Source organism: Pseudomonas germanica, assembly GCF_019614655.1.
GTDB lineage: Bacteria > Pseudomonadota > Gammaproteobacteria > Pseudomonadales > Pseudomonadaceae > Aquipseudomonas > Aquipseudomonas neuropathica.
Genome location: NZ_CP071586.1, coordinates 3621267 through 3644185, shown reverse-complemented (window position 1 = coordinate 3644185; position 22919 = coordinate 3621267). Strand labels below are relative to the sequence as shown.

20 protein-coding genes and 1 pseudogene are annotated in these 22919 nt (G+C 59.3%); 18 read left to right on the top strand and 3 right to left on the bottom strand.

Annotated elements, in window-relative coordinates; all coding sequences use genetic code 11:
• Nucleotides 1–99 precede the first annotated feature (99 nt).
• Both J0G10_RS16290 and J0G10_RS16285 read right to left on the bottom strand, forming a co-directional pair.
• The gene (locus J0G10_RS16290) at nucleotides 100–759 is read right to left on the bottom strand and encodes a DUF3313 domain-containing protein (protein WP_220556231.1); all 660 of its coding nucleotides are present in this window, start codon (nucleotides 757–759) and stop codon (nucleotides 100–102) included.
• Entirely contained in the window at nucleotides 759–1076 is a 318-nt protein-coding gene (locus tag J0G10_RS16285; RefSeq protein WP_220556230.1) for a hypothetical protein, read from the bottom strand. Before J0G10_RS16285 ends, J0G10_RS16290 begins: the two co-directional genes overlap by 1 nt.
• Nucleotides 1077–1224: 148 nt before the next feature.
• Here J0G10_RS16285 and J0G10_RS16280 point away from each other — a divergent pair, with 148 nt between their 5' ends.
• From J0G10_RS16280 to J0G10_RS16255, 6 genes are all read left to right on the top strand, one after another.
• Complete coding sequence (locus J0G10_RS16280; protein ID WP_095049046.1) at nucleotides 1225–1947, top strand: response regulator; 723 nt, start codon at nucleotides 1225–1227, stop codon at nucleotides 1945–1947.
• Nucleotides 1944–3272, top strand: a complete 1329-nt coding sequence (locus J0G10_RS16275; RefSeq protein WP_220556229.1) for an ATP-binding protein — start codon at nucleotides 1944–1946, stop codon at nucleotides 3270–3272. The genes J0G10_RS16280 and J0G10_RS16275 overlap by 4 nt, the downstream gene beginning before the upstream one ends.
• A gap of 56 nt (nucleotides 3273–3328) precedes the next feature.
• Nucleotides 3329–4618 (top strand): NAD(P)/FAD-dependent oxidoreductase, encoded by a 1290-nt coding sequence (locus J0G10_RS16270; RefSeq protein ID WP_220556228.1) that lies wholly within the window; start codon nucleotides 3329–3331, stop codon nucleotides 4616–4618.
• Between the two features lie 25 nt (nucleotides 4619–4643).
• Entirely contained in the window at nucleotides 4644–5201 is a 558-nt protein-coding gene (locus J0G10_RS16265; RefSeq protein WP_220556227.1) for a helix-turn-helix domain-containing protein, read from the top strand.
• A gap of 21 nt (nucleotides 5202–5222) precedes the next feature.
• The gene (locus tag J0G10_RS16260) at nucleotides 5223–6569 is read left to right on the top strand and encodes a glutamine synthetase family protein (RefSeq protein ID WP_220556226.1); all 1347 of its coding nucleotides are present in this window, start codon (nucleotides 5223–5225) and stop codon (nucleotides 6567–6569) included.
• Between the two features lie 102 nt (nucleotides 6570–6671).
• Complete coding sequence (locus J0G10_RS16255; RefSeq protein ID WP_245397983.1) at nucleotides 6672–7640, top strand: aldo/keto reductase; 969 nt, start codon at nucleotides 6672–6674, stop codon at nucleotides 7638–7640.
• A gap of 3 nt (nucleotides 7641–7643) precedes the next feature.
• Here the strand turns inward: J0G10_RS16255 and J0G10_RS16250 are convergent, their stop codons facing one another.
• Nucleotides 7644–9617 carry a GTP-binding protein gene (locus tag J0G10_RS16250; protein ID WP_220556225.1) on the bottom strand — a complete coding sequence of 658 codons (1974 nt, stop codon included), beginning with the start codon at nucleotides 9615–9617 and terminating at the stop codon, nucleotides 7644–7646.
• Nucleotides 9618–10386: 769 nt separating this feature from the next.
• Between J0G10_RS16250 and J0G10_RS16245 the strand changes: the two genes are divergently transcribed.
• The 12 genes and pseudogenes from J0G10_RS16245 to J0G10_RS30010 form a co-directional block, all read left to right on the top strand.
• The gene (locus J0G10_RS16245) at nucleotides 10387–11640 is read left to right on the top strand and encodes a tetratricopeptide repeat protein (RefSeq protein ID WP_220556224.1); all 1254 of its coding nucleotides are present in this window, start codon (nucleotides 10387–10389) and stop codon (nucleotides 11638–11640) included.
• The gene (locus J0G10_RS16240; RefSeq protein ID WP_095049038.1) at nucleotides 11637–12071 is read left to right on the top strand and encodes a VOC family protein; all 435 of its coding nucleotides are present in this window, start codon (nucleotides 11637–11639) and stop codon (nucleotides 12069–12071) included. Before J0G10_RS16245 ends, J0G10_RS16240 begins: the two co-directional genes overlap by 4 nt.
• Nucleotides 12065–13189, top strand: coding sequence for a PQQ-binding-like beta-propeller repeat protein (locus J0G10_RS16235; protein ID WP_095126028.1), 1125 nt, complete (start codon nucleotides 12065–12067; stop codon nucleotides 13187–13189). Before J0G10_RS16240 ends, J0G10_RS16235 begins: the two co-directional genes overlap by 7 nt.
• A gap of 36 nt (nucleotides 13190–13225) precedes the next feature.
• A complete protein-coding gene (locus J0G10_RS16230) occupies nucleotides 13226–13873 on the top strand; it encodes a class I SAM-dependent methyltransferase (protein ID WP_095049036.1) in 648 nt (215 codons plus the stop codon).
• 73 nt (nucleotides 13874–13946) lie between these two features.
• Nucleotides 13947–14765 carry a hypothetical protein gene (locus tag J0G10_RS16225; RefSeq protein WP_141231859.1) on the top strand — a complete coding sequence of 273 codons (819 nt, stop codon included), beginning with the start codon at nucleotides 13947–13949 and terminating at the stop codon, nucleotides 14763–14765.
• Nucleotides 14766–14846: 81 nt separating this feature from the next.
• Nucleotides 14847–15833, top strand: a complete 987-nt coding sequence (locus J0G10_RS16220; RefSeq protein WP_095049034.1) for an ABC transporter ATP-binding protein — start codon at nucleotides 14847–14849, stop codon at nucleotides 15831–15833.
• Nucleotides 15833–16636, top strand: coding sequence for an ABC transporter permease (locus J0G10_RS16215; RefSeq protein ID WP_095126026.1), 804 nt, complete (start codon nucleotides 15833–15835; stop codon nucleotides 16634–16636). The genes J0G10_RS16220 and J0G10_RS16215 overlap by 1 nt, the downstream gene beginning before the upstream one ends.
• Nucleotides 16633–17421: an ABC transporter permease gene (locus J0G10_RS16210; protein ID WP_095049032.1), complete on the top strand. Its 789-nt coding sequence runs from the start codon at nucleotides 16633–16635 to the stop codon at nucleotides 17419–17421. Before J0G10_RS16215 ends, J0G10_RS16210 begins: the two co-directional genes overlap by 4 nt.
• A 63-nt stretch (nucleotides 17422–17484) precedes the next feature.
• Entirely contained in the window at nucleotides 17485–18285 is an 801-nt protein-coding gene (locus tag J0G10_RS16205; RefSeq protein ID WP_176471316.1) for an amidohydrolase family protein, read from the top strand.
• Nucleotides 18267–19850: a M20/M25/M40 family metallo-hydrolase gene (locus tag J0G10_RS16200; RefSeq protein WP_095049030.1), complete on the top strand. Its 1584-nt coding sequence runs from the start codon at nucleotides 18267–18269 to the stop codon at nucleotides 19848–19850. Before J0G10_RS16205 ends, J0G10_RS16200 begins: the two co-directional genes overlap by 19 nt.
• 108 nt (nucleotides 19851–19958) lie before the next feature.
• Nucleotides 19959–22664, top strand: coding sequence for an AAA domain-containing protein (locus J0G10_RS16195; RefSeq protein WP_220556223.1), 2706 nt, complete (start codon nucleotides 19959–19961; stop codon nucleotides 22662–22664).
• Nucleotides 22665–22715: 51 nt separating this feature from the next.
• Nucleotides 22716–22856, top strand: a pseudogene (locus J0G10_RS30010) (glutamine synthetase); the annotation flags it as partial.
• Nucleotides 22857–22919 lie beyond the last annotated feature (63 nt).

Below are 22919 nucleotides of genomic sequence, written 5' to 3'. Positions count from 1 at the left end.
CGATTGATCGTTCCCACGCTCTGCGTGGGAATGCAGCCGGGGACGCTCCGCGTCCCAATAAGATCGCAGCCTTCGGCAGCTCCTACAGGGGATATGTGTTTACCGGCGGATGGCCGTATACGATTGCCGCAGGTCGCTGGCCCAGCCATCCAGCACAACCTTGACATCATCGGCGGTCAACACCTGCTTGTCGTTCTCCAGCGGCACACCGGTGCCTTTGCGCACCACTTCGGCAATCACCTCGCCGGTCGAACCGTCCTCGAACGACACCTCGGTGGCGACTTGGCTGTCCTGATCGCGGATGCCGGTCGCCGTGCTCACACCGGCAGCGACGAGGGTGACCGGCAGCCACTCATAAAAGCGCAAACCCTGAGTGCTGGTCGCCACTTGGGTGATGGCGGGGCGCACCACCAACGTGTTCGGCCCCGGTTGGTTGACCAGATGCATCACCTTGCCTAATTCCAGTCGCAGCGCCGCATCGTAGTAGTCAGTGACCCCGGACAGCGTGCTCAGCGGAATCCGCGACGTCGGCTCGGCACTTGGGTAAAACTGGCTTGGCGCCAGGTAAACCTGGGTATATCGGCCCCGGGCGAGTGCCGGGCTGACCCACGCCAGGACAGGCTGGCCGGACGGCGACTGGCGCTCGGCCAAGACGCTGTAGTCATGCAGAAAACCGCTGTGTTCGACCTTGTTACTGCTGCAGGCGGACAGGCTCAGGGTGGTGGCGAGGGCCAGCCACAGCGAATGCGTGCGGGTCATTAACGGGTTTCCTTGTGAGGTTGCGTGGCGATGCTGTCCGAGCATTCGATGTGCAACTGGCCGTGGCTCATGATCCATTGGATCAGGTCGGCGGCAGCAATGCTGTGGACGTATTCGACGCAGTGCGCATTGGTCGGGCTGAACTGCTCGAAGTAGCGGCGCAGGACGATGCGGCTCTGATCGCTGGAAACGCTCAGGCACGACTCCTGAAACACAATCGGCGTGTCGGGGCCGAGCGCGGCGGTGCGCTGGCTGAGGATCAAGGGACGATTGCTGTTGTGCCCCTCGGCGCAATGGTTGTCGTTCAATAGCTTCATGCGAACCCCCTTGGATTGGAATGGCCGCAGAATGCCCGCGAGGTTTTGCCAGAGAATGTCCGCTTGATGTCTGCTGCGTAGAAATGTTGCTCGATTGAAATAAATGACCCGGGCGCCGAAATGGCTTTAGATTGGCTTTTTTTGGTGCATGGATTCTGTAACTGTGAGCAGATTGCTGTTCGTCGACGACGACGTGGAAATTCTCGCGCTGCTGAAGAAGTTCTTCGTGCAGCACGCCTATGAAGTCGACGTGGCGCCGCACGGCGAGGCTATGTGGGCGGCGATCGCACTGAACCGGCCGGACACGATCATTCTTGATGTGATGATGCCCGGCGAAAGTGGCCTGAGCCTGTGCCAGAAGGTGCGCGCGCAGTTGGGCATTCCGATCATCATGCTCACCGCCATGGCCGAACTGAGTGATCGCATTGTCGGGCTGGAACTGGGCGCGGACGACTATCTGACCAAGCCGTTCGCCCCACAAGAACTGCTCGCTCGCGTACGTGCCTTGCAGCGTCGCGCCGCTGAACAGCGCAACCCGGTCGAGCCTTCCCGCCCGGTGATCGCCTTCGCCGGTTGGCATCTGGACATCACCTGTCGTGAACTGCGCTCACCGGAAAACGTGATGATTCCGCTGTCCGGCGGCGAGTTCGATTTGCTCGTGGTGTTCCTCGATCATCCACAGCGCATACTCACCCGCGAGCAGTTGATCGACCTGACCCACGGCCATGGTCACGACGCTTTTGATCGCAGTATCGATGTGCAAGTCAGCCGCCTGCGGCGCAAGATCGAGCCGGACAGCAAGCGCCCGGACCTGATCCGTACCGTGCGCAACGGCGGTTATCTGTTCACCGCCAAGGTCAGCCGCTCGTGATTCGCCGACTGTGGCGTGGCGACACCCTGCGCCGGCGCATCGCCCTGACGATCATTGCGGCAATGGTCGCGTCGCTGGCGTTGAATGCACTGTTCGTGCAAGTCGCCGGGATCTGGGCGCGGCCACCGATTGAACGCACCGGCCTGCTCGAGCAAATTGCCGCGACATCCCGGGTGATCGAGGCAGCCCCGGCCAACCTGCGCCCGCAACTGGCCGCTGCGGCGAGCAGCGCCATGCTGCAAGTGTCGTGGAAAGCGCAGCGCGCGGACTTCGATCTGCCCAATGACGGCCTTCGCCTGCCAGCGAGCAGGGTGCCGGTGCTGCAGCAACTGCTGGGCAATGATCGAAAAATCGAGGTGTTCAGCCCAGGCGACTGGCCGAACGGCAGTGCCCAGGCGCATTACGCCGCCGTCGTGCAATTGGTCGATGGCAGTTGGTTATCCTTTATCCCGCCTGAGCGCAGTTGGGGTCTGGAATTTGGCGTGCGTATCGTGATCGTCATCGCGTTGGGACTGATTGCCACATTGCTCGTCGCCTGGGTCGCCACCCGGCAACTGGCCAATCCGTTGCAGCGCTTCACGCGTGCCGCCAGAAGATTTGGCACCGACCTGCGCGCACCGCCGATCAAGCTCGAAGGCCCCGACGAAATTCGTCAGGCGATCATTGCCTTCAACACCATGCAGGCGCAGATCCAGCATTTCATCGCCGAGCGCACGCACATGCTGGCGTCGATCTCCCATGATTTACGTGCGCCGCTGACGCGCATGCGCTTGCGCAGCGAATTTATGGAAGATCTCGATCATCAGGGCAAACTGATTCGCGACGTTGAAGAGATGCAGTCGATGATCAACGCCGCGCTCGCGTTCTTCCGCGAAGACACCCACCGCGAGCAGACCACGGCGTTCGATCTGTCGGAGCTGCTGCAAACCATCGTCGATGATTACCGCGATCAGCAGATCAATGTCGACTTCGGCGGCCCGGCGCATCTGGTGTATGAAGGCCGGCCACTGGGGATCAAACGGGTGGTCGTCAATCTGTTGGAGAATGCGCTGAAGTATGCGCAGCGTCCGGTCATTGCGTTGAAGCGTGACGAGTATTCGATTCGCATCGAGATCAGCGACGAAGGCCCCGGCATTCCCAAGGTGGCGTTGGAGCAGGTCTTCGATCCGTTCTTTCGGCTGGAGACTTCGCGCAATCGTGACACCGGCGGTGTGGGTCTGGGTCTTTCCGCAGCGCGAGCCATCGTCCGTGAGCAGGGCGGTGAATTGACGCTGAGCAATCGCAAGAGCGGAGGGTTGATCGCGAAGGTCGAGTTGCCTGTGTGAAATTTCTTCTGTAGATTTTCATGAAATTACAAGAAACAAATTTCATGGGGTCGTGAATGTTTCAGCAATCCAGCCAGCACGTCGACAGCTATTACGCCCACAGTTGCGCCGATATTCTGCGCCATCGGCCGGCGCTGGAAGGCGAACATGACGTCGACGTGGTGATCATCGGCGCCGGTTTCAGTGGCCTGCACACCGCGCTGCGTCTGGCCTTGGCGGGCAAACGCGTGATCGTGCTGGAGGCCAGTCGCGTGTCGTGGGCGGCCTCGGGGCGTAATGGCGGGCAGGCGATTCTTGGCTGGTCGTGCGATATGCCGCCGCTGGAAGCCGCGCTCGGTTATGAGCGGGCCAGACGGCTTTGGGATGGCATGCGCTGGGCTGCCGACGAATTGCGCGAATTGCCCGGGCGCCATGGTTTCGATTGCGACTATCGCCCCGGGCATTTGTGGACGTCGGTGATGCCACGGCGGGTCAGCTTGCTCAGCGAATGGCAACACGAGGCCAGTCACAAGTGGGGCCACGATGCCTTGCAGTTCATTCCTCGTGATCAATTGCCCGAATGGGTGGCCACTGATCGCTATCAGGCCGCGCTGTACGACCCGCAAGGCGCACACCTCAATCCGCTGAAACTGGCGCTTGGCCTGGCGGCCGCCATCGAGCGGGCCGGCGGGCGTATCCACGAGCAAAGCAAGGCGTTGAGTTATCAGGAGGAGGGCGACGGTTTCCGGGTCAACACCGCGCGCGGCTCGGTGCGCGCCGATGTGCTGGTGCTGGCGTGCAACGCTTATCTCGATGAACTCGACCCGCAACTGTCCAGTTGCATTCTGCCGGTGGGCACTTATCAGGTCGCCACCGCACCGCTGACGCCTGAGCAGGCCAAGGCGCTGTTGCCGCGCAATGTCTGCGTGACCGACAACCAGTTCGTCCTCGATTACTTCCGCCGCACACCGGACAACCGCTTGTTGTTCGGCGGCGGCTGCACTTACCTGGGCGGCATGCCCAAGGACATCGCGGCGGCGACGCGGCCGTTTCTTGAGCGAGTGTTCCCGCAGCTCCAGGGTGTCGGCATCGAGTTTGCCTGGGGCGGGCATATCGACCTGACGATCAACCGCACGCCGGACGTTGGCGGCGAGGGTAACCGTTATTGGCTGCAAGGCTACTCGGGGCACGGCGTCCTGCCGACATTGGCTGCCGCACGTGCGGTGTCCAATGCGATCCTCGGCGATAGCGATGAATTGGCGTTGTACCAGGGCCTGAGCAATGGCCGTTTCCCCGGTGGCAAACATTTCGCTGCACCGCTGGAAGCCATCGGCAAGGCCTGGTATCGACTGCGCGACAGCATTTGATGAGACTTTTTTTGGAATCGCGGCCATGAACAAGCAAGAAGAAATCGCCGCGCTGGCGATCCTCATCCACGATCTGCGCAAGCACAAGAAGTGGACCCTGAAGGAACTGGCCGACAAGATCGGTCGTTCGGTGGGCTTCCTGTCGCAGGTCGAGCGCGGTTTGTCGCGGCCTACTGTGGCGGACCTGACTGCAATCAGCGAAACCTTCGGCGTGCCGACCACGTATTTCTACAGCCTGCCCAAACCCAAGGAATTGCCGTGGGTGACGCGCCCGGACGAGCGTCGCACGCTGTATTACGCCAATGGCATCACCGACATTCTGGTGTCGCCGCAGATCCGCGCCTCGTTCTCCATGCTCGAAAGCCATCTGGAGGCCGGTGCGAGCAGCGGTGATCGCCATCTGACCGACAGCTCGGAGCAGGGCGGTTATGTCCTCGAAGGCGAGCTGACCTTATGGCTGGGCAACGACGAAGAACCGATCACGCTGAAGGCCGGCGACAGCTTCCAGTTCGACAGCCATACCCGCTGCCGCTACGGCAACCTCTCCGAGCAGATGACCCGCGTGCTCTGGGTCTACACCTGATCACAACAAAGGATGAACACGATGGACGCTGTCTGCGCTGACCTGCTCGCCGAAGTGCGTGCCTTTCGCCAACGCTACCCCGAGGTGCGTTATGTCGATCTGATTTGCCTGGACATTCCCGGGCACTTCTATGGCAAGCGTTATCCAATCGACATGCTCGAAAAAGTCGCCGCCGGCAGCGTACTGAAGCTGCCGCAGAATTGCGTACTGTTGGGCGTGCAGGGTGGTTTGTTCCCGATTGGCGATTACTGCTTCAACGACGGCGATCCGGATGCGGTGCGCCGTCTGGTGCCGGGCACACTGAAACCGGTGACCTGGGAAGCGCAGCCGCTGGGGCAGATGCTGATCACTTCCGACGGCACTGAAAAGCCGATCGAATTCGAACCCCGTGAAGTGCTCGCACAGGTGCTTAAGCGCCTGGCGCGCAAAGGCATTCACCCGGTGGTGGCCTTTGAGCTGGAGTTCTACCTGTTCGATAAAAAGCTGCGCGACGGTTTGCCGCAATTTCCTCGCGACGACCTGACCGACGACGCCGATGATCAACCGAACCTGCACATCGAACGTCTTTCACGCTTCGCGCCGGTGCTCGATGACATGGTCGAAGCCACTCGGGCGCAAGGTATCGACGCCACGGTGATTACCGCTGAGCTTGGCCCTGGACAGTTTGAAATCAACTTCGGCCATCTCGACGACGGTTTGCGTGCGGCGGATTGGGCGGCGTTATTCTGCCGCAGCACGCGAGGTGTGGCGCTCAAGCATGGTTATCGCGCCAGTTTCATGGCCAAGCCGTACTTGCAACATCCGGGCAGCGGCATGCATGTGCATGTCAGTTTGTACGACGCAGCCGGCAATAATCTATTGGCGGCCAATGAGCAGCAGCCGTTACGCCATGCAGTCGCCGGATGCCTGGAATTGCTGCCGCACAGCATGCCGATCTTCGCGCCGAACCAGAACTCAATGCGCCGATTGGGCGGCACGGTGAACACCGCGACCAAAGCCAGTTGGGGTTTTGAGGATCGTGATGCGTGTTTGCGGATTCCGGAATCGGACGCAAAGAACCTGCGGGTTGAATATCGCTTGGCGGGGGCGGATGCCAATCCGTATCTGGTGCTGGCGGCGATTCTGGTGGGGCTTGAACACGGGCTGGAATCGGCTAAAGAACCGATCACACCGCTGAATGAAGACCGCAACAGCGGGATCGATTTTCCCAAGGAAATGTTAGAAGCCGTGCGTGCGATGCAGCATCAGCCGCAGTTGCGTGAGGGCTTGGGCGCAGAGTTTGTGGATGTATATTGCGAGAATAAACGCCAGGATCATTTGGCATTCATGCAGGAGATCAGTGCGCGGGAGTACCGGTGGTATTTGTGACACCTGCAAAGCAGTCAGCCTTGAAGGGGGCAGGTGCCGAGACTCCACTATACTGCCCCGCGACATCATGGAAGCTTCGTAACAGGGACGGCGATATCGATCATGAACTACAGACGACTGGGACGCTCGGGACTCAAGGTTTCCGCGATTGCGATGGGAACCGCACAATGCAACTGGTGGGTCGACGAGCCTACCTCACGCCGCTTGTTCGATGCCTATGTCGAAGCGGGCGGTAACCTGATCGACACCGCGGATGTCTACCCGGTTCTGGGCGACGGTGTCGGTGGCAAGGCTTCCGAGGCGTTCGTCGGCCGCTGGTTGCAAACCACGGCCAGGCGTAATGAGGTATTGCTGGCAACGAAGGTGTCCGGGCGCATGGGACCTGGGCCGAATGACGAGGGGCTTTCCTGGCGGCACATCGTCAAGGCTGTGGAGGGTTCGCTGGAGCGATTGCAAGTCGACTGCATCGATTTGTATCAGGCCCATGATGACTACGATGATATTCCGGTCGAAGAAACCCTGCGCGCCTTCGAACATCTGGTGCAGCGGGGCATGGTGCGTTACGTCGGTTGCTCCAACTTCAAGGCCTGGCGCCTGATGAAATCACTGGCGATCAGCGAGCGCAACGCACTGGTCGGCTACGTCAGTGTTCAAGAACGCTACAACCTGCTCGAACGGTGTCGTGTCGAATCCGAACTGCAGCCATTGTGCGTGGAAGAGGGCGTCGGACTCTTGCCGTATAACCCGCTCGCCAAGGGCTTTTTGTCTGGCCTGTACCACCCGCAGGCAGGATTGCCGGATTCTCCGCGCGCGCCGGGTGTACAGAGAGATTACTTCAACGAGCGCAACTGGCAGATCCTTGAATCACTGCGCCGGATTGCACGGGACTGCGACAGCACCTGTACGCAAGTCGCACTTGCCTGGTTGCTGGCGCAACCTGCGGTGGTGGCACCCGTGGTGGGGGCCAGTACTGTCGAGCAATTGCGCGAGATCATGGCGGCGCCACAACTGCACCTGCCGGCCGCCGATGTCAGTCATCTCAATCAGATCAGCCAGCCGCCGGTTCAATAGCCATCAAGCACTGCTTGCCGGCCGTCCGGTGCGCAAGCCCAGTCTGACTTGCCGCAGGTAATCCTGGCGATTGTAAGGGTTGGCCAAGGTGCGCTCCCGGCGAGGCGCAGTGCCCGTGACTGGCGTATACGTGGCCAATTGGCTTTCCATAAAACCAAGGCCGCTGGTGACATCGGGTATCTGGTGCTGCAACTTGTAGATTCGCGTGGTGACGATCGAGCCTTCGATCCGCGCGGTCTCTGCGTCCAGCGTGGTGCCATGGATTGTGGCCCCGGCCTTGGCCAGCAAACCATGCACCGCGCTGCTCAAGGCCGCCGGCACTTCGATGCTGAACTGGCTGCGCGGCTCGCAGACCGCGGTGCCGGCGCGGCTGATCGCTGCAGCCAGTACCAGCGGTGTGAGGTGTCGAAAATCAGCCGCAGTGCTTGAGGGCGATGCATAGTCGACGGTGGTCAATATCACCTCGCAATCGTGAACCATCCAGCCGCACGGGCCTTCCTTGAGACTCTCGAAGACCGATTCTTCAATCGCTTTGTAGAAGCTCGTCGGCATCAGCCCGGCATGGGCTTGACGAATGAATGTGAGTCCCGATCCTGCCGTCCCTGGACTGACACGAATACCAATGGTGGCGAGAAACGGGTTGTCGGGTTCATCGATTGATTCCTGGGCCTGACCAGACGCTTGCAAGGTTTCAACGCAGATCGCCGAGCTTTCCTCGAAGACCGCCTCGATGGCGTACTCCTCTTGCAGCGTGGCCAGGATGATTTCCTTTTGCACCTCGCCGTACAGCGAAACGAACATTAGCCCCGCCGGGTTTCGGCGCAAATCGATCAGTGGATCCTGTTCGGCCAGCAGGCTCAATGCTTCCCAGAGGGCTTTGGTCTGCGCTGGCAAAGCGGCTGAAACATGGGTTTCGATCGCCGGCGGGGTAAAGGTGCGCGCGGCTGTGTTGCGTTCTCTGCACGCGCCGATCCGATCGCCGATGCGCACGCCTTCAAGCCCGGTGACGCAAGCGATCTGGCCTGCGCGGGCAAGCGTTGCCGGTTGCAGACCGCCGCTTTCGGAGACCTGAATGGCGGTGATCCGGCTGGTGCCTTGCGGCGTCTCGATCGATTGGCGTACGTGCAGCGCGCCGGCCTGGACACAGACATGAAAACGCCGGTGCCCACCCCAGCCCCGGTCGATCTTGAATACCGAGGCAAGCACAGGTGCCTCGGCATCGTGACATCTGGCCGGGGCCAACCGCGTGAGCGTCTCGATCATCTGTGCGACGCCAACACCGGTAATGGCGGACCCGGCAAACACCGGATTGACCAGGCCTCTGCCCAGTTGCTCGCGCACCACTTGTTCAAGGCGCGAACCGTCGATTGTCTGCGCCGCCGTCACGTAGTCGTGCAACAACGTCTCATCGTGTTCGCACAGCACGTCCAGCCACTGTGACGTGACCTCGGCTGACGCCTGATCAATGCGTTCGACCGTGGCCTGTGCCGTGCCGGCGTCTCGCACAGTGCACAAGGCCAACGGGTGACTCTTGAGCTGAGCCTGGAGAGCCTCCAGGGTGCGCAGGAAATCGGCGCCTTTACGATCAACCTTGTTGATGAAGAAAACATGAGGTATCGCCATTCGTTGCAGGGCGTTGACCAGTACCCGGGTTTGCGCCTGAACCCCCTCGACGGCCGACACCACGACGACGGCGAGGTCGAGCAAGGCGAGCGTACGCTCCACCTCGGCAATGAAATCCGGGTGCCCGGGGGTGTCCAGCAGATTGATCAGCAGGTGGTTGAGCTCGAACGAGGCCACGGCGGATTTGATCGTGATGCCACGCTCCCGTTCCAGCAGCAGGCTGTCGGTGCAGGTGTTGCCCGAATCCACACTGCCCAGGCGCAAACGCGCACCGGCATCGAACAGGATCCGTTCGGTAAGGCTGGTCTTGCCGGCATCGACGTGCGCGAGGATTCCCAGATTAAGGGACTTCATGGTTGATCGCTCCTGATCATACGGCTGACGAGGCGGGTGTCGGCCGGTCGAACTCCATTCGAATGCGCTGTCCCACGGCGGATACATCCAGTTACCACCGGTGACGGTTGTTTAAACTAGTTGAGGTTTGTAGGTGCGTCAATTCACCACGGACTGTTGCAATTTGTTTCTGCTGTACCTTTTAACGCTGAAGGTGCCGAAATTGCGAGGCGCGACGGCGGGTAACTTTCTGTGCACCGTCGCGCATCGCAAAAAACATGATCGGGTTATTTTTCATTTAAACCATTGATACACGTCGAAAAACGCCAACGGAACTAACTAGAAGGTTCGTTTGGCCCTGGCGCGTGCCTTTCACAAACTTTCTTGACGTATCTTCGGACGACAGCTAAATCTTACGTCGCTGCAATTTGCAGCAAACTTTAAATCACATGGAGACAGTGAAATGATCAAATATCAAAGCGTACAAAATCGGATGCTGTCGGCGCTGTTCATCCTCTGAGAAGCAGTAACTTCCATTTCGGCCGCATTGAAAGATTCGGTCGTGAACGAAGTAACGGAATCGCATGGATATGCCATGCATACTTTTAAAAAGGAGCTTCAACATGATTAAGTTCAATAGCGTACAGAACCGAATCCTTTCGGCACTGTTCATCCTCTGATTGTCCGCTGTACACAAGATACCGGTGTCTTGTGAGGTACGGCCGAAGCATTGTTTCGGCCGTATTTAATCTCGACAGCGCAGTTTCTACATGTCATTAGGGAAAGTGATATGCACAGCAAATTGGACGATGCTTTTTCGCGCGCCGTGTTTTTCTATGATGACTCAGGTGCCCATCCGACGAATTGGTCGCGCTCCGTGTGTGCGGGGCTGGCGGAGCAGAACTTCGATGAGGTGCCTTACCGGGTGCCTCAACTGCTTGAGCCCTCAACGCTGATTGAAGTGGCGCAGCGCCACGCAATCGGTGTCGACGAACTGGAGTTTTTTTCTTACCCGATGGATGGCCCGGTGACCAAGGTCAAGTGGTTGGCCGACATGCTGGAATGGGCCCCGCCGGTGCAGAAATTGAGCCTTGCACAGTGTCTGGCCGCCAGTTGCAGGTACCGTTACGCCAATCAGGTATTGACCAAAATACCTTACGAGGCACTGTTTCCCGACCAGCGTGTGACATTTCATCTGACCCGGTTTGCCATTCAGAACCGTCTTGAAATGACCACTTCGCATCAGCAAGACTTCACTGCGCTCAAGGCATTGCTACAGGCTCAACGTATGCCACCGTCCAGGGTTCTGGACGTTTGCTCGCAGGCGATTGTCTGGAAACTGAAAGGCGATTCCATCGATGATGAATTGAATAAATGGTTCATCGACGCTGGCGAAAAGGCCGCCCGGCAGATTGCTTCGAGCGACGCGCCGGTGGATCTGGTTTCGCTGTCATCGTTCTATCGCGGACTGGCCATGGTGCCGGCAGCCCGGGGCGATGTGGCAACCACGCGACAATACATGCTGCTGGCCGAAGAATATGCCGATGCGGTCATCCGTGGAGAAAAAGGCGCGAGTATTCCGGCAAGGGAAGCGCGCAAGACTGTTTACGAATCCAAGCTCAAGGAAATGCTCTATGTCGCCCGCGACATCGAGAGCGCACGCCAGGTGGCCGACGAGTTGATCGCCTACGATCCTCACTGGAGCATTTCCTATCACGAGGCTGCCGAAATCGAAGTCAAGGATCAGCAGTGGCAGCGTGCGTTGCAACGTTATCAGCAAGCTTACGATATCGGTTTTCCACGCGTGACGTATTCGCAGTACATGATCGGTGCCTGTCATCAGCAAATGGGTAACTTCGATCAGGCACTGGCGGCATTCAAAGACACCTTGTCGCTGGACACGACCAATATATCCGCAGGCGTCGCCGGTTATGAGGTCGCCTTACAGCACCTTCCAGAACAATTACCTTTCTTCAGGTCCTGCATCGACCGTTGGCAAGCTGACGGTATATTGCCCGACGAATATCGAGGGTTAGTCCAATGAGCGCTGCACTCGACAAGATCAAGATAGTTGCTGTGGATCATATTCAACTGGACGTCGCCGACATTGAAGAGAGTCGCGATTTTTATGCGCGCGTGTTTGGCTTCGAAGTCAAGGAAGTGGGCATTCGCGCATTTACCCGCTGGATGACGATCGGTGCCAATGAAACACTTTACTTATGCATGCATGAATATGCAGAAGGCCGCGGCGTAAAAAACGACGGACTGGAAATTACCCACTTCGGGATTTTAGTAGAAGACTTCGATCGGGTGCTGACGCAACTTCGCGATCACGGCGTAAAGTTGCTGCCGGACTATGAAGTTCAATACCATTCTTCACGTTCCGTTTATTTTATTGATCCTAACGGTTACAAAGTCGAAATCTCCGAGAAGTACGGCGGCGGTATCGAAAGTGCCAGGCACACCTCATGCTGAACGGACCCGGAACGGCATATGCGCAGCACCTGCAAAGCACTTGGTACAAAAACAACCAGGCGCTGCGCAGCCACAGACCCTGGCGCGAAACCTCGCACAAGAACTGGCAGGCTCCTCCTGCTTTTCAACGCACGGTTTCCTGCGACGAGAGGGTATGGAGCATTCCCGGCAGGATCGCTGATGACCGGATTCTGTTCGGCTGCTGGGACAACAGCTTGCAGTGCGTACGCTTGAGTGACGGCGAGCCGCAGTGGCGGTTTGCGACTCAGGGACCGGTCTATAGCTCGCCCGCCGTGTCGGCGGACGGCAGTTTCGTCGTGGGCTGCGAGGACCATCTGCTACGTCGCATAACCTGTGACGGCGAATGCCTGTGGACGTTTCAGGCGCAAGGGCCGTTTCACGCCAGCCCGACCATCGACTCCGCCAGACATATCGTCTACGCCGGCAGCTACGACCATACGCTCTACGCCGTCGACCACGTTTCGGGCACGTTGCTGTGGAAGCAGTCCTTCGACGAGCAGGTTGAGGATGACCTCTATAGCTCGCCGGCACTGGACGGGAACGGCAATGTCATCGTCGGCACAGACAATGTGCTGATGTGCTTCAGCCCCGAAGGCGAGGAGCGCTGGAGAATTACCGAAACCAGCCGGTTTGAAGGCACTGCTGCGATCGATCATGCCTCGGGGCGCGGGATCATCGGCACCGAAGTCGACGGCAAGATCATTGTCTTCGATGCTGCCGACGGTACGGTGCTGCGGCAATTTCACACCGACGGTTTCGTGGTCTCGTGTCCGAGTCTGTCACCGGAAGGTGTGGCGTACGTCGGCAGCAATGACGGTCACGTGTACGGCATTGATCTGCACAGCCTGAAAATGTTGTGGCGGGTCAATCTCGCCTGCGAGTTCCGCTACACACCCTTTACCGTGCTGCCAAGCGGCGACGCGTTGTTCGTCGGCACCGACGAGCGTTTGCACTGCCTGGCGCAACATAGCGGACAAACCTTGTGGCAACTGGAGCACGACACGGGATTTCATTCCTCTCCGTTGCTCACTGATGATGGGCACCTGGTGATTGGCTCGCACCGTAACGCTGTGCATTTTTATCAATGGATCCGCTAGCGTGGATCGAACCCCGGCAGTAAACAGGAGTGGTGGATGAGTCACGAACTGCAAGTCGAGACGCTCTTCGACGAATGGGCCATCGAGGATGGCGCGGTGGACATGGCGCGCGAGCATTGGGCACGGGTCGAGCCGGTATTGTCCGCGCTTGAATCGTCTACAGGTCGCTACCTGGAGATCGGTCCGGGCAACGGATATGCCCTGGAGTATATGGCTCGCTCGAAGTTTGCCAACGGCTATTGCCGGGCTGTGGAGCTCAGTCAGGAAATGGCGCGCATGTGCAGAACCAGAGTCGAGGATTGCAACAATGTCGACATCGATGTCGAGAGTTTCATGAACTGGCGCCCACCGGCGGGCATGCAGTTTGAGCTGATTTTTTCCATGGAGGTGTTCTATTACTTCGAAGACGTCACCGCCGCTATCGAAAAAGCCGCCGGCCTGCTGGCGCCCGGTGGCGAGCTGATTGTCATGGTGGACTATTACGAAGAAAGCGAAGAGTCGCAGGGATGGGAGCAAGAGCTGGAGGTCAAGCTGACACGCTGGTCACGAAGCCGATTCCTCGAAGCTTTCGAAGCGGCTGGCCTGCAAGCCGTCAGCCAGGAGGAAAAACGTGGTGGTGTGCACGAGCATGGCGTAACGCTCTGCACCCGAGGCACAAAAGCCTCGACAGGCGTAGCTGCGTGACGCAGCGCAAAAAACCATTGCGGCAGTCGCCAGGTGTAGCGGGTGAGCGATGTGCTTTGCGGGGAAGGCGCCGGTGATTTCCCATCTGGATCACGTCGTCTACCCCGTGTCGCAAGGCCTGTTCGATGAGGTCATCGGTCAGTTCACCCGCGCAGGCTTCATGGCGCATACGCGACAAGTGCGTCACGATGATGGCCGCGTCAGCGCATTCTTCCGGTTGAGCGGCGGGTATCTGGAGTTCTGCACGGGCAACGCGCCGGGGAGCGATCGAGGCTGTTCAATCTGGCTGTGTTCAACGGATCTGATGGCACATCTGGCGTGCCTTTTGCCCTCGCAGCGCGCAGCCCTGGCCCTGTCGGCCAAGGCTCCGGCGGGCGAGACGGCGCCGGCCTGGCTGATCGCCGACTTACCCGCCGGTGATACGGGCGATGTCAGTGTGTCGCTCATCGAGTACGTGCGCGGCATCGGTGGCGACCTTGCCACTCAAGTCTCGGATAACGGTTTGTTTGCGCTCGGTGGAGTGTCATTGCTCTGTGCCCGGCCAAAGCAGGAACAACACCATTACTTCACACACCTGGATGACCGGGTCAGCATCGCAATGGAGCCGGGACGCTTGATGATCGGTCAGCAGCGTCTGGCCTTTCTTGAGCGTCAGGCGTTACCCGGCAACGCGTCGACCGCTCTGATGGCGGCGCCGTGTCTGGTGCACCTGATCACGGTCGACGTCGATCGGACGAAGGCGTTGCTGCAGGCGGCCGGTTTCAAACTGCAAGAAGTACTCGGCCTCGGCCTGTTGGCTCGATCGAGTCTGGCGCCTGCGGTTTGCCTGGTGATCGACGACGGTTTGTCTGTGCAAGCCCATCACGATCAACTGCTGGCTCGCCGTGGCTGAGTACGCCAACATACAGGGATCGCCACCGTTACATGCTGGCGTGTTGACTGAAGTGAAGGATGCGGGATTTCAAGGATAGGTATGTCAAAAGCAATCGAGCTGTGTGGTATCAGCAAGGTTTACGAGGTTTACCGGGCCCGTGACGACCAGTCGCGCAGCCTGTTGCGTTACTTTCGTCGCGAGAAGACGTACGTGCCGGCTGTTACGGATGTTTCCTTCTCGATAGACGCGGGTGAAGTGGTCGGTTTTCTCGGCGGTAATGGCGCGGGCAAGACCACCACGCTGAAAATGCTCTCGGGTATCGTGCGACCGAGCGGCGGCCATCTTTCGGTATTGGGCCATGACCCGTTCAAGCGGCGCGCGGAGTTCCTCAAGTCGATCGCCCTGGTGATGGGGCAAAAGCAGCAACTGACATGGGATCTGCCGGCGCTGGAGTCCTTCCATCTTCATGGTGCGCTGTACGATATTGCGCCTGTCGAATGCAGGCGCCGGATCGATGAGCTGTGCCAGTTGCTGTCGGCCGGTGACATCATTCGGCGTCCAGTCAGGAAGCTGTCGCTGGGCGAGCGGATGAAATGCGAGCTCATCCTGTCGCTGCTGCATCGCCCGAGTATCCTGTTTCTCGACGAGCCGACCATCGGCCTCGATCTGGAGATGCAGGTCGCCATCCGCAAATTCCTCCTTGAGTACAATCGCGAGTCCGGCGCCACGATTATTCTCACCTCACATTACATGGCGGACATCGAGGCATTGGCCAACCGCGTCATTGTGCTGGACCAGGGACGCGTGGTGTTCGATGGCGCACGTCAGGCACTGGTCAAGGCGCACGTCAATGAACGCCAGGTCAGCCTGCGCTTTTCCTCGCAAGTGGGCAGTGACGAACTGAGCGTTTACGGCACTCTGCTCAGCCTGGACAGTGATAGTGCCGAGTTGTTGGTGCCTGAAGAGCAATTCGCCGACACCGTGGGGCAACTGCTGGCGAACTTTCCGGTGACAGACATCTCGATCCAGACGCCCTCCCTGGAGCAGGCGTTTCCGCGCCTGCTGCTGCCAAAGGAGCACGCGTAATGGTTGCGCTGGCTTCGTGGCCCGGCATTGCCGGACGCCTGCTGCGCACAAGCGTGCTGGTGACCGTGGTCTACCGGGCGCAGTTGTTTGTCTGGTTGATCAGCGGCGTCGCACCGTTGTTCATGATGATGATTTGGTGGGAGCTGTCACGGGACAAGGTCATCGGCGGTTATGCGCCCAGTGATTTCGTGGCGTATTTCCTCGGCATCTATCTGGTCAGACAGCTGACTGCCGTATGGGTCATCTTCGTTCTGAACGACGAAATCCGCCAAGGCACGCTGTCCGGTCGACTGCTGAAACCGGTCGCACCTTTCTGGTTTCACGTGGCAGAGCATTTGGGGCAGATGGTGGTGCGCGCACCGATCGTCATCACCGTGTTCTGTGTCGGCGCCTCGTTGTTTGCCATCGACCTGGCAGCTGTCGCCTGGCGATTACCGTTGTTCCTCGTCTCGCTGGTGCTGGCCTGGATCATTATTTTCCATATCTATTACTGCGTCGGCCTGCTTGCGTTCTGGATGGCCAATTCGCTGGCGCTGGATGCAATGGTCTGGTCGATGTACACGGTGCTGGGCGGCATGCTGATTCCGGTTGACCTGTTTCCCGAAGCGACCCGTCATCTGGTGGCGCTGCTGCCGTTTTCCGCCTCACTGGATTTTCCGGTCAAGGTGCTGATCGGCAAGGCCGCCGACGGCGATCTGCTGCAGGGGTTTGCGGTGCAACTGTTCTGGGTGGTGCTGCTGGTGGGGCTGCGTCGGGGGCTGTGGCGCCAAGGGTTGAAGCGTTTTTCGGGGGCCGGCATATGAACCTGCGACCGTTGAAAGTGCTGCTGGCGCTGATCAGGCATTCGATGCTTGCGGAACTGGAGTTTCGTATCAATGCCGTCACCAATGCCCTGAACACGGTGGTCGGGATGCTCCTGGCGCTGTACTTCCTTGATGCCATGTTCAGCGAAGTCGGAAGTCTGGGCGGCTGGAACCTGCATCAGGTACTGGCGCTGTTCGGCGTGGCTCTGGTGCTGGAAGGTTTGCTTGAGGTCTGGCTGTTTCCGAGCCTGCATGCGCTGTCGGAGCAAGTGCGCACCGGGGATCTGGACTACATGCTGGTGCGCCCGGTCGACAGCCAGTTTCTGGTGTCATGCTCGAAAATCAGCCTTTGGGAACTGCCCCGCGTATTGATCGGGCTCGCGGTCGTTGTGTATGCGATGCACAGCGAAGGTGCGCTAGGGCTGGGCAATCTCGCGGCGTTTCTGGGGTTGATGGCGGCAGGGGTGGCGATTTTCTACTCGTTGTTCCTGATTACCTGCACCTTGTCGATCTGGTTTGTGAAGATCGGTGATGTCTGGATCATCAGCTACACGCTCATGGAGATCGCGCGGTTTCCGGTCACGGCGTTTCCGCAGACGATCCGCATGGTCCTGACGTTTCTGGTCCCGGTGTATTTCGTTTCCAATGTCCCGGTTGCGGCGGCGATGGGCATGGTCGGCTGGCAGGAAGTCATGGGCGCGCTGCTTTTTGCCGTCGCGTTTGTTTGTCTGTCACGGGTGTTCTGGCTGTTTGCGCTGCGCTCTTACAGCAGTGCCAGCAGCTAGCGCTTGAGAAACCGCGCAACTGGATGCGCGGCAATGAGGATCGTCTACACAGGGAAGTCTTCGATGAGTCGTTATTCCGGGCCTGTTTTCGACGCGCACGTGCACACCGAATTTGCGCGAACGGACAGTCTGCAAGCATTCAAGGCGCTGCAAGCGCGCTTCGACATCCGCGCATCCGTAACGGATTCGCATAACCCCGGTTGCGATGCCGGGCAGTTGCAGGCGCTGGGCGTGGCCAGGTGTGCGGTCATCGCTCAGCCTGAGTGGTCGCCAGCGTCGCTGGCGCAGGGACTGGCGCGCGGTATCTATGGGGCCATCAAAATCAATCTGGGATTTATGCATGTGCATGCTGACGATCCCAGGCTCATGCCGCTGTACGCTCTGGCGCGTGAGTTTGATGTTCCTGTGCTGTTCCACAGTGGCGACACAGGCTGGCATCGCTCCAAGCTCAAGTACGCCCACCCACTCAGCCTGGACGAGGTCATCGTGGACCACCCGGACGTGAACTTCGTTCTGGTTCACAGCGGTAACCCGTGGTTTACCGATGCCGCTGTGCTGGCGGCGAAAAACCACAATGTCTGGCTCGAACTCAGTTCGATCATCGAAGGATCGCTAAGCGACGTTTCGCAAGCCACGCTTGGCCGATTGATGGTCGAACCGATCCGCTGGATGCTCGATTACACCGGCAAACCGGAGCGGTTCCTCTTCGGATCGGGCTGGCCCAGCGTCGACTACCCTGGCTACGTGGCCGCGTGCGCCAGTGCCATCGACGAGCAGTATCACCGGCAAGTGTTCTTTGACAACGCCGCACGACTGTTCAAGTGGACGGAGGAAGAGGAGCCGACATGCGACGAGCGCTCCTGAAAAAAACCAGGCAAAAAAACTCTCGTGCCCCGGTGTTTCGCGGTTACCTGAAAAACAAGCTGCATGCGGCAGCGCTCGCCGACACCTGTCGAACCCTGGCCGGTGCCCGGTTTGCCGGGCGCGGGGCAGGGGAGCCCGGTGCGTGGCGAGCCTCCCTGTGGATTGCGCGAAAAGTACGGGCGCAGGGGTTGACGCCCTGGCAGGGCCGCCGGGGCCTGTTCCAGTCAGTACCTCTCGGTTGCGCCACGGCGCGATCCGGCGCCGAAAGTTGTCGGACGATTATTCAGGGTGATACCCGCTACGACCTCGAACAGGACGATGAACTGCTGATTCGCTCACAGCAAACCAGGGTTTGGCTCGACCACGCGCCTTTAGTCTTTGTCGGCTATGGCATTGTCGCTGCGCAGTTCGACTGGGACGATTACGCCGGACTGGATGTCGTCGGCAAAGTGGTCGTGGTGTTACCCAATGATCCTGGACGCAACAGCCCGGGAGGCGAACTGTTCCTCGGCCAGCGCATGAGTTACTACGGGCGCTGGGAATACAAGTACGAGGAAGCGGCCCGCCAGGGTGCGGCGGGCGTCATTATCGTCCACACCGATGAACTGTTCGGCAGCGCGTTTCACCTTGTGCAGGACGAAATGCGCCGGCCGTTTCGCTTTCTTCCGCACGCTGTGCGCAGTCGGCTGGATTTCGAAGGGTTCTGCAGTGAACGGTTTGCCCGGCGACTGTTAGCCGACGGCGGTGTTGACCTTGATGCATTCATCGCTGCCCCCAGGCCAATGGCGGGACGCCCGTGCCGGCTCGATGCACACCTGCAACTGCGGCTCGATTGCGACATTGTCATTCGGCATTGCCGGAATGTGCTGGCGATGAAAAAGGGCCGACTGTTTCCCCGCCAGTGTGTCCTGTTCTGCGCGCACCTGGATCACCTCGGCAAAACCGCCGACGGCAGAGGCTATTACCCCGGCGCTGTCGATAACGCGATCGGTGTGGCGGTCTTGCTTGAGCTGGCCAGGCGTCTGGCCGCCACGGCGCCGCTGCGGCGCACGGTGCTCTTTGCCTGGACGTCTGCCGAGGAGGTCGGCATGCACGGTTCCGCACGGGTCGCACAGTTGATCCGCGAGACGGGGCTGGATGTGGTGGCGGCGCTCAATGTCGATGGTTTCGTACCGATTGGCAGAACCCGTGACCTGTTTCTGGTGGACGGCGATCAGTCCGATTTGCCCGAGGTGTTTGTCAGCGCTGCCCACACCCTCGGGCGCAAAATCAGCCTCGATGAAGAGCCTTCGGCGGGATATTTTTTTCGCTCCGATCAGGCAAGTTTCGCCAAAATTGATATCCCCACGGTGCAGGTGAGCACTGGCGACGATTTGCTCAAAGGAGGCATCGAGGAAGGCATGAAGCGGCATGATTTCTATGACTCGAACACCTACCACCGCACATCCGATACGTTCAACCGCTACTGGGATTTCGCCAGCCTCATCGCTGACGTCGACGTCCTTGAAGAAACCCTGCATCTGCTCGGCGACTCGTCACTGCGTCCGGCGCTGCGGGGGCGTTAACGGCCGGGCTATCGACCTTGTAGGCAATGATGGCAATATGTCACCTCTTGGAGAGGTAGCGTCCGGCGCGAAGCGAAGCCGGATGTCATGCGTATAGGGACGAGGAATATGGCTTCGATTCAGATGGATGGTGAGGACAAAACCGCAAAGATCAGCGACTGGGCGATTCGCTGGAGCGACAAAGACGCATTGCTGGAGCTGACCTGTCACTACCCCTCCAGGAAAAAATACACCCGCCCGCTCAGTGATTGCCTGGTTTCGCCCACCCGCGAGTTGAGCAATGCCTTGCTGCACCAGCGCGGCAGCACCAAGCCCATCGCCAGCGCTACGATTTACGGTGAGCGCTATGCCGTTGTGCACTACCCGGACAGTAAAAAGCCCTATGTCTACAAGATGGACGGCATCGGCTTTTCCGCTCCGACACCGATGAAGGACACGCCGGTCTTCCGCTATCTCACTACCGTGGCGAACGCGCGACAGCATCACGCCAAGTCGCAGAATGATCGTGAAATTGCCGACAATGTGGTGCGCCAACTCGAAAAACTGCCGGCCATCGCTGGCACAGCCTTGCAAGCCTACTGTACCGGGCGCAACGGCACTCTGGCGCCGGGGCAGGGGCTCATCTATCCATTCGGGCTGAACGAGAGTCAGCTTCAGGCCGTCGAGCGGGCGTTCAGCGCGCAAGTCAGCGTAATCGAAGGCCCGCCAGGGACCGGCAAGACCCAGACAATCCTCAACATCCTCGCCAATATTCTGCTACGTGGGCAGACGGTCGCGGTGTTGTCCAACAACAATGCTGCTGTGGAAAACGTCTACGAAAAACTGGAGAAATACGGCCTAGGCCACTTGGTCGCGAAGCTTGGCAACCAGGACAAACGCAAGGCCTTCTTCTCCGACCTGCCTGCGTGGCCGTCAAGTGTGCCGGAGCCGGCACTTTCCCTGGATGAGATCCAGGCCTTGCTGGCCCGCTTGAAACAGCATCTCCAAAACCACAACAGGGCGGCGCAACTGCAAATCGAGCTGGACGAGTTGGTCATCGAGCGACGCTACCTGCAGCAGTGGCAGGCAGAAAGCGCTGTGCCGGTCACAGCCTCGCTCGACAAGTACGGCCTGACACCGCGCAAGACGGCGGACCTCATGGCCTACCTGGCTTACCTCGGCGAGCAGCGCATTCATCTCAAAGACCGTATCGAGCTACTGTTCAAATTCAGGATCTTTCGCACCAGGCCATTTGCCGACGGCGAGGCGCGGATGGCCGTTTTCCATGCACTGCAAATGCATTATTACGACCAGTCGCTGCGCGACAAAGAAGCGCAACTGCGCGAGTGTCGCGAAGCATTGGCACGCGCGAATTTCACGGCGCTGCTCAAAGAACTCACAACCGCTTCGATGCAGCATCTCAAGCGCCATATGCAACTTCAGGTAATGCCGTCGGACAGCTTTGATGTCAAAACCTACCGTGAGCGTTTCGATGCCTTTATGCAGCGCTTCCCAATCCTGGGCAGCGGCACGCACTCCATCGTCAATTCGATCGCGCCGGGAGCGGTCCTCGACTACGTGATCATCGACGAAGCCTCTTTGCAGGACATCGTGCCGGGTATCTTGCCGCTGGGCTGCGCCAAGAACCTGATTGTCGTGGGTGACAACCGCCAGTTGCCGCATATCCCCGTGAAACTTGGGCTTCAAGCGCCCGCCGAGGCCTACGATTGCGAGCGCTACAGCTTGCTGGATTCATGCATTGCCGTGTTCCAGGACGCGCTGCCCAGAACCCTGCTGAAAGAACATTACCGCTGCCACCCCAGGATCATCCAGTTTTGCAACCAGCAGTTCTACGACAACGCACTGGTGCCGATGACCGAGGACAACGGCGAAGAACCCCTGCGCCTGGTGGTGACCGCCAAGGGCAACCACGCCAGGCAGAACACCAACCTTCGGGAACTGGACTCCCTGTTGAAGGTGCTTGAGGAGGAGGGGCAACCCGTCGGAATAGACGGCGAAGGCCGCGGTTACATTGCCCCGTACAGGGCACAAGTCAACCTGTCCGGCACGCACTTGCCGGCGGATTTCGTCAAGGACACCGTGCACAAGTTTCAGGGGCGCGAATGCGACGAGATCGTGTTTTCCACGGTGCTCGACAAGAAACGCTACAACCAGGCGCGTACACGCCTGGATTTCGTCGACGACCCCCGCATGATCAACGTGGCCGTTTCGCGGGCCAAACATCGCTTCACCCTGGTGACCGGCGACGAGGTGTTCACGGACAACAATGGGCACATCGCCGCGCTGATTCGCTACATCAGTTATTACGCGCAAGACGAGCAGATCGTGCGCGCGCCCGTGGTGTCGGCATTCGACTTGCTGTACCGCGAGTACGACCAGTCTCTGGCACGCCTGGACGCCCGCTTGCGGCCCGAGGATTCACGCTACAGGTCCGAGCAGATCGTGGCACAGTTGCTGCGCGAAGCGCTGTCCGCCCCGGCGTGCCAGGCATTGAAGTACCACACACAGATCCAGCTGGATAAGCTTGCATCGCCGGTTGGCCTCAGCTGGACAGAGCCGCAGCGAGCGTTCATGCGGCGCGCCAGTTGCGATTTCGTGATCTATTTCAAAGTGGGCAAGCAACCGATAGGGGTGATCGAAGTCGATGGCGGGTATCACGACCACCCCGTACAGGCAGCTCGGGACGCCATGAAAAACGAGATTCTGGCTAGAAGTGGCATTCCCATTCTGCGGCTGCGGACCGTTGAGAGTGATATTGAGCGCAGAATTGGCGACTTTATCGGGCAGTGGGCCAGTCCTGCAGATAGCGCATAAGCACTGGACCAGAGGCCCTCAGATACTGAGGGTCTGTCCCCAATTGATCCGGGCAAGGAACCGATTGCGCCGCTGAATGAAGATCGCAGCAGCGGGATCGACTTCCCTAAAAAGATGTGCGAAGCCGTGCGTGCAATGCAGCCGCAGCCGCAGCCGCAGCCGCGTGGCGGGTTGGGCGCGGAGTTTGTCGATGATCTCCACAGTCGTTGCGCAGAGACGCAAGGAAAGTGATGCCGAGTAACAAATCGGCCCATT